This window comes from Kitasatospora herbaricolor (assembly GCF_030813695.1).
GTDB classification, from domain to species: domain Bacteria; phylum Actinomycetota; class Actinomycetes; order Streptomycetales; family Streptomycetaceae; genus Kitasatospora; species Kitasatospora herbaricolor.
On the sequence record NZ_JAUSVA010000002.1, the window covers coordinates 2,827,436 to 2,839,827 of the forward strand.

General features: G+C 74.9%; 6 protein-coding genes, 1 other RNA gene and 1 pseudogene. 1 reads left to right on the forward strand and 7 read right to left on the reverse strand.

Going from position 1 to position 12,392, the window contains the following annotated elements:
• Positions 1 to 28: 28 nt before the first annotated feature.
• The 6 genes and pseudogenes from J2S46_RS12695 to J2S46_RS12720 all read right to left on the reverse strand — a co-directional run bounded on the left by J2S46_RS12695 (position 29) and on the right by J2S46_RS12720 (position 8,232).
• On the reverse strand, positions 29 to 1,603 hold the full coding sequence (locus tag J2S46_RS12695) for an amino acid adenylation domain-containing protein (RefSeq protein WP_191289065.1): 1,575 nt from the start codon (positions 1,601 to 1,603) through the stop codon (positions 29 to 31).
• A gap of 268 nt (positions 1,604 to 1,871) precedes the next feature.
• Positions 1,872 to 2,486: an RraA family protein gene (locus tag J2S46_RS12700; protein WP_229912573.1), complete on the reverse strand. Its 615-nt coding sequence runs from the start codon at positions 2,484 to 2,486 to the stop codon at positions 1,872 to 1,874.
• 84 nt (positions 2,487 to 2,570) lie between these two features.
• A pseudogene (locus J2S46_RS12705) lies at positions 2,571 to 5,171 on the reverse strand (YCF48-related protein); the annotation flags it as partial.
• Between the two features lie 110 nt (positions 5,172 to 5,281).
• Positions 5,282 to 6,472 carry an MFS transporter gene (locus J2S46_RS12710; protein ID WP_229912446.1) on the reverse strand — a complete coding sequence of 397 codons (1,191 nt, stop codon included), beginning with the start codon at positions 6,470 to 6,472 and terminating at the stop codon, positions 5,282 to 5,284.
• A 270-nt stretch (positions 6,473 to 6,742) separates the two neighbouring features.
• Positions 6,743 to 7,414 carry a response regulator gene (locus tag J2S46_RS12715; RefSeq protein ID WP_191289068.1) on the reverse strand — a complete coding sequence of 224 codons (672 nt, stop codon included), beginning with the start codon at positions 7,412 to 7,414 and terminating at the stop codon, positions 6,743 to 6,745.
• On the reverse strand, positions 7,411 to 8,232 hold the full coding sequence (locus J2S46_RS12720; protein ID WP_191289069.1) for a sensor histidine kinase: 822 nt from the start codon (positions 8,230 to 8,232) through the stop codon (positions 7,411 to 7,413). The genes J2S46_RS12715 and J2S46_RS12720 overlap by 4 nt, the downstream gene beginning before the upstream one ends.
• A 1,629-nt stretch (positions 8,233 to 9,861) precedes the next feature.
• Between J2S46_RS12720 and J2S46_RS12725 the strand changes: the two genes are divergently transcribed.
• Positions 9,862 to 11,874 (forward strand): hypothetical protein, encoded by a 2,013-nt coding sequence (locus tag J2S46_RS12725; protein WP_191289070.1) that lies wholly within the window; start codon positions 9,862 to 9,864, stop codon positions 11,872 to 11,874.
• A gap of 114 nt (positions 11,875 to 11,988) precedes the next feature.
• Here J2S46_RS12725 and rnpB read toward each other — a convergent pair.
• Positions 11,989 to 12,390, reverse strand: an RNA gene (gene rnpB / locus J2S46_RS12730) — RNase P RNA component class A.
• Positions 12,391 to 12,392: the final 2 nt, after the last annotated feature.

Genomic DNA, 12,392 nt, shown 5'->3' on the forward strand with positions numbered 1-12,392 from the left:
CCCTTCCTGCGGGGGTCGTCGGTGCTGGTCAACTGCGGGCGGTGGAGGTCTCGTCGAGCCGGCGGCGCAGCGCCGCGCGGTCGACCTTGCCGTTGGCGTTGACCGGCATCTCCTCGACGAGGTGGACGGCGCGCGGGGCCATGTAGGCGGGCAGCGCGGCGTCGCAGGCCGCGATCAGCGCGGCCGCGTCGTCCGCGCCGGTGACCACGGCGGTGACGGTGCCCGGGTCGGGCCAGAGCAGGGCGACCGCCTCGACGGCGCCGGCGCGGCGCAGCACCGCCTCGATCTCGCCCAGTTCGACGCGGTGGCCGCCGACCTTGACCTGCTGGTCGTTGCGGCCGAGGCAGACGTACTCGCCGTCCTGGAGGCGGACCAGGTCGCCGGTGCGGTAGTAGCTGCGGCCCTGGTGGGTGAACCAGCGCTCGGCGGTGATCGCGGGCGCCCGCCAGTAGCCGGGGGTGGTCTGCGGTCCGGCCATGCAGAGTTCGCCGGTGGCGCCGTCCGGCACCGGGTCCAGTCGCTCGTCCACCACCAGCGGCAGCAGGCCCGGGTAGGGGCGGCCGATCGGCACGTTGTCGTGGGCGCAGGCGGCCGGGCTGGTGGCCGGGTCCCAGCGGTGCACCGTGCAGGCGATGGTCAACTCGGTGGGTCCGTACAGGTTCTCCACCACGGACCGCGGGGCCGCGGCCTGCCAGGCCTCGGCGGTGGCGCGGGGCAGCGCCTCGCCGCAGAACAGGCTCCAGCGCAGGGTCGGCATGCTGCCGGGGGTCAGCACGCCGCGTCTGCGCAGCATCGCGCCGACCGAGGGCACCGAGAACCAGACGGTGATCCCGTTGCGCTCCAGGTACTTGAAGGGCGCCAGGAGTTCGATCGGGTCGGTCGAGCAGAGCCGGGCGCCGTTCTCCCAGGCCATGAAGAGGTCGAAGACCGACAGGTCGAAGGTCTGGTCGAAGGTCTGGGTGAGCCGGTCGTCGGGGGTCAGCCGGTAGCGCGCCTGGTTGGCGTCCAGGAAGGCCCGGACGTTGCCGTGGGTGACCGGGACGCCCTTCGGGACGCCGGTGCTGCCCGAGGTGAACAGCAGGTACGCGAGGTCGTCCGGCGACACCTCGGGCAGCTCCTCCAGGGGCGCGGCGGCGGCCAGGTCCATCGCGTCCAGCAGCCGTACGTCGCCGAGATCGCCGGCCTGGCTGCGGACGACGTCGGGCAGCAGCACGACCGGCTTGCGCGGCAGGCCGCGCAGCAGTGCGGCGAGCCCGGGCAGGGAGGCCGCGTCGACGATCAGGGCGTCGACGTCGGCCCGCTCCAGCATGGAGCGGGTGCGCTCGGCCGGGAACTTCCGGTTCAGCGGCACGAAGGCGGCGCCGGCCAGCAGCGCGGCGGCCACCCCGAGGTAGGAGGCCTCGCTGCGGTGGGCGAACACACCGACCCGGCGGGGGCGGCCGCCGGCGGCCTCGACCAGCAGGGCGGCCCACCGGCGGGCGGTGCCGACGGCCTCGCCGTAGGTGTGCTCGCGGCGGCCGACGGTCAGCGCGACGCTGTCGGGCCGGACGCGCGCGTGGTGGAGCAGGCCGGCGCCCAGGCGCAAACTCAGTGCTGTGGTCATCTCGATCCGAACCCATCGGTGACTGGACCCGGACGACGCTAGTCACGGTGCTTCCCGGCGGCTCCGTTGCGCGCGCTAACCCTCTAGACACTCTTAACCCAGAAAACTGTGTTCTGCTCATTTGTCGCACGGCACGCGCAAGTTGACTTCGGGGGCACGCACAACAGCGGCGCACCGCGGGAGTCGGGTCCCGTGGTGCGCCGCTGCGGTGGCGCCGCCGGCGACCGGCCGGGCGGGCCGGGCGGGCCGGGCGGTCAGGTGGGTCCGGTCAGCCGGTGAAGCCCTGCTCGGCCAGCGCCTTCTCGATCCGGGCCCGGTGCTGCGCCTCCCAGTCGTCCAGGGACTCCTCGGCCTCCTTGGCGAGCTTGGCCCGGGCGGCGCCCAGGATCTCCTCCTGGCGGGCGGCCGGGGTGACCACGATCCCCTCCTCGTCCGCCACCACGATGTCGCCGGGGTGCACCAGTACGCCGCCGACCCGCACCGGGACGCCGAGCGCGCCGAGCTCCTTCTTGGTGCCCGGGATCGGGATGACGCCGCGGGAGAACACCGGGAAGCCCGCCTCGCGGACCTCGCCGAGGTCGCGGATGACCCCGTCGACCACGAACGCGGCGATGCCCCGGCGCTGGGCGACGGCGCACACGTTGCCGCCGGCCAGCGCGTAGTCCACGTCCCCGGACTCGACCACGACGACCGAGCCGGGCTCGGCGCGGTAGATGGCGGCGTGCAGCATCAGGTTGTCGCCGGGCGGGCACTGCACGGTGTACGCCGGTCCGGCGACGCGCGGCGACGCCCAGAGCGGCCGGATGCCGGTGTCCATGACCTGCTCGCGGCCCAGCAGGTCGGCGAGGGTGGTGGGGGGAACGTCCTCGAACGGGTGCGCCATGTCTTCCTTCTCCTCCAGGTTGCGGTCCGGGCCGGGACGGCGCGGGGCCGTGTCCTTCTCCGGACTGTAGAAGTGCTGGTCCCAGCTGGTACCGCCGTCCGAGGTCGACAGTACGGTGCCCTCGTCGCCGACGATCCACGACTCCCGCGGGGAGAGCACCCGGACGTTCCACAGGGACATCCCGGTGCCCGTGGTGACGACCCGCCAGGTCACGCCGCCGTCCTCGGTGGTCATCACGGTGTCGCTGCGGCCGACCACGCCGCCGGTCCGGCCGTCCGCCGAGAAGTGCACGGCGGTGAAGTTCTGCCGGGTCGGGCAGTCCCGGCGCTCCCAGCCGCGGCCGCCGTCCCGGGTGTGCAGGACGGTGCCGCGGTGCCCAACGGCCCAGGCGGTCAGGGCGTCCACCGCGTGGACGTCGATCAGGTCGTCCTCGCCGCCGCTGTCCTGGGTCTCCCAGGTGGCGCCGCCGTCCCGGGTGGCGAAGACGGTGCCGCCGGTGCCGACCGCCCAGCCGGTCCGGTCGTCGGCGAAGTCCACCGCCCACAGGCCGCAGCCGGCGTACGGGCTCGGCTGGTGCTCCCAGGTGACGCCGCCGTCCCGGGTGCCGAGGATGGTGCCGCCGTCGCCGACCGCCCAGGCGGTGCGGCCGTCGGGGCGGACGTGGACCTCCAGCAGGTCCTTGGTGCTGCCGCTGGTCTGCTGCTGCCAGTGCGCCCCGGCGTCCCGGGTGACGAGGACGGTGCCGGCCCGGCCCACCGCCCAGGCGGTGGAGCGGTCGGACGGCGAGACGGAGTAGAGGTTCGCGGCGGTGCCGGCCTGCTGCCGGGTCCAGCGCCCGCCGTCCCGGGTGGTCAGGACGGTGCCGCCGTCGCCGACCGCCCAGCCGTCCTGCCCGCCGGGGAAGAGGTGCACGCCGTAGAGGTTGCGGCCGGTGCTCGCCACGGGCGAGGCCCAGGTGCGGCCCTGGTCGTGACTGGCGACGACGGAGCTGCCGTCGCCGACCGCGCAGACCCGGGCGCCGTCTGGGCGCGCCCAGACGGCCTTGAGGTTGTCGGCGACGCCGCTGCGCCGGGCGGTCCAGGTCCGGCCTGCGTCGGTGGTGGCGAGTACCGTGCCGGCGTCGCCGACCGCCCAGCCCAGCTCGCCGGAGGCGGTGAACGCGGCGCCCCAGAGGCTGACTTCGGTCCCGGAGGCGCGCCGCGTCCAGGTCCGGCCGGCGTCCTCGGTGGTCAGCACGGTGCCCGCCCGGCCGACGATGCAGGCGGTGCCGTCGGGGCCGGCGTGGACGTGCGTCAGGGTGGTCCGGACGGCGGCGTCCTGGCGCTGCCAGCCGGCCCCGCCGTCGTCGCTGGTCAGGATGGTGCCCTCCGGGCCGACCGCCCAGCCCTGCTTGCCGTCCGGGGCGAAGTGGACGCTGAGCAGCGGAAGTTCGGTGCGGGTGTCGGTCAGGTGCCAGGTGGCGCCGCCGTCCTCGGTACGCAGGAGCGTCCCGGCGGCGCCGGCCGCCCAGCCGCGCCGACCCTCGAAGTGGACGCTCAGCAGGGGGACTTCGACCGGGGTAGGCTGCCTTCTCCAGGTCGCGCCGCCGTCCTCGGTGGCCAGCACCAGGCCGCCGTCGCCGACCAGCCAGCCGTACCGGCCGTCGGCCAGGAAGGCCACGTCCCACAGCAGTTCACCCGTACCGGTCTCGCCCACCTGCCAGGTGGCGCCGTCGTCGGTGGTGATCGCGAGCAGGCCGTCCTGGCCGACCGCCCAGCGGGCGGTGCCCGCGCCGTGCACCCCGACCAGGTCCTTGTGGATGCCGCTGAGCTGCGCCGTCCAGCTGTCGCCGCCGTCCTCGGTGGCCAGGATCAGACCGGAGTCGCCGACCGCCCAGCCCTGCCGGGCGTCGGGGGTGAAGGCGAGCGCCACCACGTCCTTGGCGGTGCCGCCGGGCTGCGGGGACCAGCTCCGGCCGCCGTCGTGGGAGGCGAGGACGACACCGTCGTCGCCGGAGGTCCGGACCTCGCGGCCGTCGGGCGCCGCCCACAGCCCGTACAGGTCGAGCCCGGTACCGGCGTCCGCGGCGGCCCAGGTGGCGCCGCCGTCCTCGGAGCGCAGCACGGTGCCGGTCCGGCCGACGGCCCAGCACAGTCCGGGCGAGACGGCGTGGATGCCACGCAGGTCGACCGTCGTGCCGCTGTCCTGGACGACCCAGGTCGCGCCGCCGTCGGTGGTGGCCCGGATCGCACCGCGCTTGCCGACGATCCAGGCGGTCCGCTCGTCCAGCGCGAAGCAGCGGGTGAAGTGGGTGTCGTCGCAGCGCTGCGGCTGCCACCCGGCGCCGCCGTCGACGGAGACGAGGACGGTGCCGCTGTCGCCGACCGCCCAGCCGGTGCGGCCGCCGGGCGCGAAGGAGACGCCGTAGAGGTTGCGGTCGGTGCCGGTCTCCCGCTGCTCCCAGTGCCGGCCGCCGTCGGTGGTGTGCAGGAGCGTGCCGTCACGGCCGGCGATCCAGCCGCGCGCGGTGTCGGCGAAGCAGACCGCGCGCAGGTCCTTCTCGGTGCTGCCCTGCGCGTGCCAGCGGCGGCCGCCGTCGCCGGTCGCCAGGATCATGCCGCCGTCGCCGACGGCCCAGCCGTGCGCCTCGTCGACCAGGCAGACGCCTTGGAGATTCACGCTCCGTGGAGCGATGGTGCGGGTCATGGGTGAACCTTCGCTGTGGGTGAGGGTGGTGGGGGTTCTCGGCGCGCAGGCGGGCGGCGGGAGCACTCCGGCGGGCGGCCGGGCGGGACGGCGCCGGGCGGGCCCGATGCTCAGGCGCCGGCGGCGACCGGCTGCGCCGCGGCGCGGGCGCGGCTGCGGGTGCCCCGCGCCACCACGGCCGGCATCGCGGCGCCCAGCACGGCGTACGACACGCCCAGCACGATCCAGCCGACCGCGCCGTGGTCGATGACCAGCCAGGCGAAGACGGCGGGGGCGAACATCTTGCCGATGTCGCCGCCCATCTTGTAGGTGCCCTGGTACTGGCCCTGGGCGTGGTCGGGCGCGAGATCGAAGGCGATGGTCCAGCTCCCCGCCGCCTGCCGGATCTCGCCGAGTGCGTGCAGCAGCGCACCCAGCACCAGCAGCGCGCAGGCGAGCGGCAGCCCGGCGCCGCTGGTCATCGCGAACACGACGCAGGCGACCGCCACGCAGGCCGCGCCCTGCAGGCTCGCCCAGGACGCCGACCTCGGGTTGTCGGTGCCGCGGGCGACCCTGGTCTGGAAGGCCACCACGAAGGCGGTGTTGATCAGCAGGATCACCGCGCTCATCCAGCGCGGGGCGCCGGTGTGGTGGATCACCCAGAGCGGCAGCACCAGGTCGAGCAGCAGGGCGTGGGTGACGAGCAGTCCGTCCAGGGCGGTGAACATCAGGAACGGCGCGTCGCGCAGCACCGCGAAGGCCGCGCCCGCCGAGGCCGGCACCGGGGGCACCGGGGCCTCCTTGGCGGTGAGCAGCCCCGTGACGAGGAAGCAGACGGCGGTGAGCACGACGGCCCCCTGGTAGCCGACCCGGGCGCCCCAGGCGAGGACCAGGCCGGACAGGCAGGCGCCGATCGCGATGGTCACGTTGAGGGCCGCCCGGATGTACGCCATCACCCGGACCCGGTCGCCCTGCGGCACGTTGGCCGCGATCATCGCCTTCCGGGCGTTGTTGCCGGAGCGGTAGGCGAGCCCCTGGACGGACGTGACGAGCAGGTACGACCAGAATCCGTTCACCAGCAGCAGCGCGGCCGTCAGCGGGGCGAGCGCCAGGAAGGACCACATCTGGACGGTCCGCGGGCCGGCCCGGTCGGCGAGGTGGCCCAGCGGGATGCTGGACAGCAGGACCAGGCCGGCCGTGATACCCAGGCTGACGCCGAGTTCGCCGGGCGTGAGGTGGACCATCGTCACCGCGTAGATCGCGTTGATGGCCATCCAGAGCCCCTGCCCGAGCGCCATCACCATGGTGATGAACGTGAGCATCCTGGCGGGTCCGGGCGGGGGAAGAATACGGGTCAGCACGGATCGGTTTCCTGTCGCATCATCCTGGCGCCGAATTTCCTGGGAAATTCCTGTGCCCTCGGTCCTGGCTCTGGATTCTTCCTGGGAGGCTAGGTCATCACCGCGGCCCGGCAATCGTTGTGAGCGCAAACCGACTTGACTGCGGAAAGTGGGTTCTGCTCATTTGTCCAACGGCCGGCCGGCGGGCAGCGGACGCGGCGCTGCGCGGCCGGGCACCGGCGGGCCCGGCCCTCAGCTGCCGGAGTACATGTGCTCGGGCCGCCCGCTGTCGCCGTAGCGCAGCGTCATCTCCAGGGTGCCGGTCTCCGCGAGGTACTTGAGGTAGCGCTGGGCCGTGGAGCGGCTGATCCGGGCCTGTTCGGAGACCTCCTGGGCGGACACCTGGCACTTCGCCCCGACGACGATGCAGGAGATCAGCTCGGCGGTGCGCTCCGAGTAGCCCTTGGGCATGCAGTGCTCGGCCTCGGGCGCGCGCAGGCTGCCCAGCATCCGGTCGATCCGGGCCTGGTCCATCTCCCCGCCGTCGTCGATGGTGCCGCGCACCTGCGCGTAGGACTCCAGCTTGCTGCGCAGCCCCTGACTGGTGAACGGCTTGACCAGGTAGTGCAGGACGCCGGCGCGCATGGCCTCGCGGACGGAGGCCGGCCGGCGGTCGGCGGTCACCATGATGACGTCGATGTCGTGACCGAGCTGCCGCAGCCGGCGGGTGAGGGAGAGTCCGCTCTCGTTCGGCAGGTGCTGGTCGAGCAGGATCAGGTCGATGCCGCCGCGCTCGACGGCGGCGAGGGCCGGGGCGGCGCTGTGCGCGATGCCCGCCACCCGGAAGCCCGGTACCTCGGAGACGTAGTGGGCGTTGATCCTCGCCACGTAGAAGTCGTCGTCGACGACCAGGACGTCGATCACGCCGCGCCCCGCTCTCCGCCCCTGGGGGCCAGGGGCGTTCGCGCGGATCCGGGCGGGGCGGCCGGCACCCGCACGGTGAAGACGGCGCCGCCGCCCTCCCGGTCGGCGGCGGTGACCGAACCGCCGCGCTCCTCGGCGATGGCCTGGACGAGCACCAGGCCGAGCCCGCGGGTCGGGGCGTGCGCGCGCTGCTTGGTGGAGAAGCCCAGGCTGAAGATCGACTGTCGCAGGTGCGGGGCGACGCCCGGCCCGTTGTCGCTCACCCGCAGTTCGACCGCGCCCGCGGCCAGCCGCAGCCCGACCTCGACCCAGGGGTCGGCCCGACCGGACTCCAGCACCGCGTCCGTGGCGTTGTCGATCAGGTTGCCGAGTGCGGTGACGACCTCTCCGGCCCGGGTGAGACAGCTGGGCAGCGAGGAGTCCGGGCTGAGCCGCAGCCGCACTCCGCGCTCCCCGGCGGCGAGCAGCTTCCCCACCAACTGGGCCCGGAGCAGCGGGTCTTCGACCCGGCTCATGACTTCGGAGACCTCGGCGAGCGGAACGCCGGGAGTGGCGGCGATCAGCTCGGGCCGTCTCTCCGCGTGTCGGGCGAGCTCCATCAGCCCGTACAGGGTGTGGAGCGTGTTGCGCCGCTCGTGCCGGCGGACGCCCTCGTCGGTCAGGTACCGGCCACCGGGCGTGTCCAGCAGGGCGTGCTCGACGGACAGCAGGGCGGCCTCGGCCTCGCCCCGCCGGGTACGGGGGCGCGCCGTGCCGAAGGTTCGGGTCCGGCGTGCGGCTGGTGGCTGCATGACGTCCGGCGGTGTGTGATGAGTCACGTGGAACAGCTTTCCTGTGGCATGCACCTGCTGAAGCGAGTTCCATTACATCCAGATCACGCCCCGATCAGCAAGATCGGGAGAGTAAAGAGATTCACCCGGCAGGAACCCCGGGAATCCAACCCCGGCAAAATCCCGAAATGCCCGATTCGACCGCGTACTTCGGCCCGATGATTACCCTCGGTGAGTTCGCTCCCCCCGGCAGAACCGCCCATTCCGGAACGCCGCACGACCGCCCTTCCGCAAGCGCGGACGGGCCCGTGCCGGACTCCCGCCACGCCGTTGCGGCTGCCCACCGATCGGCCCGGCACACGTCGCCGGGGCAACTCCCGGGACAGGAAAACCGGTTGCACCCCGCCGGGCCGGCCACCACGATCACACCCATGACGACTCGAAAGGCCGACCTCGCGACCTCCCGGTGATCGCGATGACCTACGACCTTCCCCAGCACCTCGCCCCGTTCGACCGGCTCCCCCGGCCCGCCCGCCAGGCCGCTCTCGCGCGCCATGCCAGGGGCCTTGCCCCCGAGGCCTACCAGGCACTGCACGCGGCCCTCGACGCCGGCGACTCCCAGGACCGGCACACCGCACTCTTCCTCGCCGTGGTCCGGCATGACCTGGCCGGAGTCTGCACGGCTCTCCACGATCCGCTGCTCCGTCCCCGCGCCCTGGCCGCCGTCGGCCGGCTGCCCGTGCCGGACGAGGCCCTGGCCGACGTCGCCCGCACAGCGCCGCGCGCCCACCGCCACGCCCTCTACCGCCTGCTCCGCCGGAGCAGGCGCCACGCCCTCGCCGACCGCCTGCTCCCCGAGGTGGACCGGCTCCACGGCGGCCAGGAGGCAGCCCGGCTCCTGCCCGCCTGCACCCCCCTCCTGGTCGACGCCTGGCTTGCCCGCCTGCCCGTCCCCGAGGGAGTCCTGCGCTCGCTCGCCCGGACCGCCCCCCGCCCGCTGACGGCGTACCTGCTGCGCCAGGCCGGACAGCCCGCCGACGCCCGACTCCCCGTCCGGCAGCGCGACCAGCTGATCACCGGGGCCACCCGCCGCGACCGCGGCGCCGGACTCGACGTCCTCCACGAGCGCCCCGCCCTGCTCCCCGCCGAGGCCGTCGTCCACCTGCTCGCCGAACCGGCGGCAGTGGTCGCCGCCCTCCGGCGGAGCGCGGTCGACCTGCCCGTCCCGGCCGGGAAGCTGCCGGAGCGGATCTGCCGGGCCCTGCGCGCCCTGCCCGCCGAGGAGCTGGCCCTCCTCGCCAGGGCCTGCCGGCCGAAGGCGGCCCGGGGCCCGTTCGGACAGCCGAGGCCCGAACCCGTGCTCCAGCTGCTCGAACCGTCCGAACGGCACCGCGTCGCCCGCGAACTGCTCGCCGCCCATCCGCACGACCGCCCGCACGGTGCGCTGCTGCTCGCCCTCGATCCGCCCGAGCGGGCCCGCGTGGTGCGCGACCACCTCGCCGGCCGCAAGGGCCGGGAGACCCGCCTGGCCGCCACCGTCAGGTTCCTGCCCCTCGCCGAGGCCGAGGAGCGGCTGGCCAGGCTGGCCGGGGACCACAACCGGCACATGCGCTGCTACGGCTGGTCGGCGCTGCTCCAGTGCGCCGCGCTCGACGGCGATCCCGCCGACACGCCCGGGTGCTGCGGCGCAGCGAACGGGCCTGGCACGACCACCCCGAGGTCCGGGAGCTGGCGCTGGCCCGAGCGGCCGAGACGCCGGAGGAGTTCCTCGCCGCCGTCCCGGAGGACGTCCTGCGCGACGCGGCCATGACGGTCCTTCAGGCGCGCGACTCGACCGCACGGTGCCTCGACGCCGCCGCGCGCTGGCTCGCCCGGACGATCGGTCAGGCGGCCGGGGCCCGCGACCTCGGCCGGGTCGCCGAACTGCTGGCCGTTCTCGCCCAGGTACGGGAACATCCGCGCTGCACCGAGCCGATCGGGCCGCTGGTCGGGGACCTGCCCTTCGCCCGGGCGGTCTGGGCACGCCTGCGGTCGGACCCCCGACTTCGCAGGCCGGAGCGGCTGCTGGGGGCGGCGGAGGTGCTACCCCGGCTGCAGGTGGTCGACCACTGGTCCCGGCAGATCCTCGACGGCGGGGACGACCCGGCGATTCGTACCCGTGCGGTCCGCCTGCTGCTGCGGGAGCGGCGGACCCGTGAGCGGCGCTGCGAGGAGGTGGTCCTGGCCCACCCGGCCCTCGCCCGGACGGACGAGGTGTGGAGCGTACTGTCCCGCCGACGGACCGACCTGATCGCCCCCGCCCTGACCGCCCACCTCCGCAGCGCGGTGCCCTGGGTACCGGCCCTTCCCGGGGACGCCTCCCGTGCCGACCGGGCCCTGCACACCGCGCTGGTGGCCCCCCTGGCCCACGACGAGGACCGCACGATCGCACTGCGCGCGGCCGCCGCCGCCGTGCTCACCGACCCGTCCGACCTGCTGGAGGTCGTCGGCCGGGCACCGCAGCCGGTGGCCGCCGCGGCCCTGCTGCGGCTGGCGGAGGTCGGCGACCCCGCGCGGACCCTGCCCGTGCTTCTCGCCCGGCTCGGCGGCGGGGTACGCGGGCACGCCGCCGCCCGCGGGCTGCGCCGGGTGCTTGCCCGCACGCCGGACGGCGAGGCCGCGGCGCTGCTGCGCGGGACGCTGCTCTCACCGGAACTCCCGGTCGGCGTAGGCAAGGAACTCGCCCGGGCCCTCGGCGACCTGGCGCCGGCGACGGCCGCCCGGACGGCCGTCGCCGCCTGGGACAGCCCCGGTCTGCACCGCGACGTGCGGGCGGCGCTGGCCGAGCTGATGGTGCGCCTGCTCGACCGGCCGGGTGTGGGCGACCGGCTCGGCGCATGGCTCGGTGAACCCGCCGTCCGCGAGAAGGTGCTGACGGCCCGCACGAGACCGCTGCCCGGATCGGCGCAGGCGGCGTGGGACGACTTCCTCGCGGCGGCGGCGGCTCATCCGGACCCGGATGTCGTGGAGGACGCCTTCGACGCGGTGATCCGGCGAGGCCGCACCGGCGAGGCGGCGGCCGGGGCGGTGGCGGCCCAGCTGCTGACCTTCGGCCAGGCGGAACGGGTCTGGCGGAAGGCACTCGCGGTCTTCTCCGTCCGCCCGGAGGAGCCGGTCGTGCGCGCCCGATGGCCGGAGGTGGTGGCCCGGCTGGTCGAACTGGCCACCGGGAGCGACGGCCGGCAGGAGGAGGCCCGGCTGCGGCTGGCCGGACTGGCCGGCGGCTCGTTCGGCTCCCTGGCACCGGAACTGCTGGACGGCATGGTCGAGCCGCTCATCCGGGCCGGACTGGCAGGTCGCGCGGCCCGCGCCGCGCAGATCGTCGCGGCCCGCGCCCTGGCGGCCGGCGATCCGGCGCCGCACCACTGGGACCGCTGCCTCGACCTGGCGGAGGGCCGTCCGCTCCGCCTGGCCCAGGTCGCCGAGGACTCCGGCCTCGCCTGGGACGACCGCCCGCCGCCCGAGGCCGCCCTGGCGGTGCTCCACCACCTCCGGGCCCGCGGCACGACCGCCGCCGCCGCGCTCGCCGTGGGGATCGTCCGCACCATCGGCGGACGGGAGTCCTGGCCACCGCACTGGCGGGGGGAACTGGCCCGCTGGCAGGCCCACCCGGACCCGGACGTCGCGGAGGCGGCCCTGCTCGCCCGCTGATCGGGCAGGCGACCACCAAGGCCCGGAGAGTGAGCGTCCCTCCAGCCGGGGTGGACGCGGAAAGGCCCCCTGGCCTGCATGAATGCAGGCCAGGGGGCCTTTTCCGCTGAGCGACGGACGAGTCGGCCTGTACGCCGGGTTTTGTCTCCCGGGGTGCTTGCGCGGCCCGGGGAGGCGGTCATCCATCTAGGGCTGCCGTTGCCGACAGCCTCGTGCGGTCTACCCGCGAGCTCGGGCGAGCAGCCCTCGAACACTCGCGCACGGCGCCCGGAGGCACCGATCTTGACCTTGCTCCGAGTGGGGTTTACCTAGCCGGCCGAGTCACCTCGGTCGCTGGTGGTCTCTTACACCACCGTTTCACCCTTACCGGTGGCCGAGGCCTCCGGCGGTCTGTTTTCTGTGGCACTGTCCCGCGGGTCACCCCGGGTGGGCGTTACCCACCACCCTGCTCTGTGGAGCCCGGACGTTCCTCGGCGGGCCCCAGAAGGGACCCGACGCGACCGCCCGGCCGGCTCGTC

Coding starts and splice junctions, on each gene's coding strand:
- J2S46_RS12710 (WP_229912446.1), bottom strand. CDS start 6,472: ATGCTCACGTTCATCACCATGGTGATGGCGCTCGGGCAGGGGCTCTGG.
- J2S46_RS12695 (WP_191289065.1), bottom strand. CDS start 1,603: ATGACCACAGCACTGAGTTTGCGCCTGGGCGCCGGCCTGCTCCACCAC.
- J2S46_RS12700 (WP_229912573.1), bottom strand. CDS start 2,486: ATGGCGCACCCGTTCGAGGACGTTCCCCCCACCACCCTCGCCGACCTG.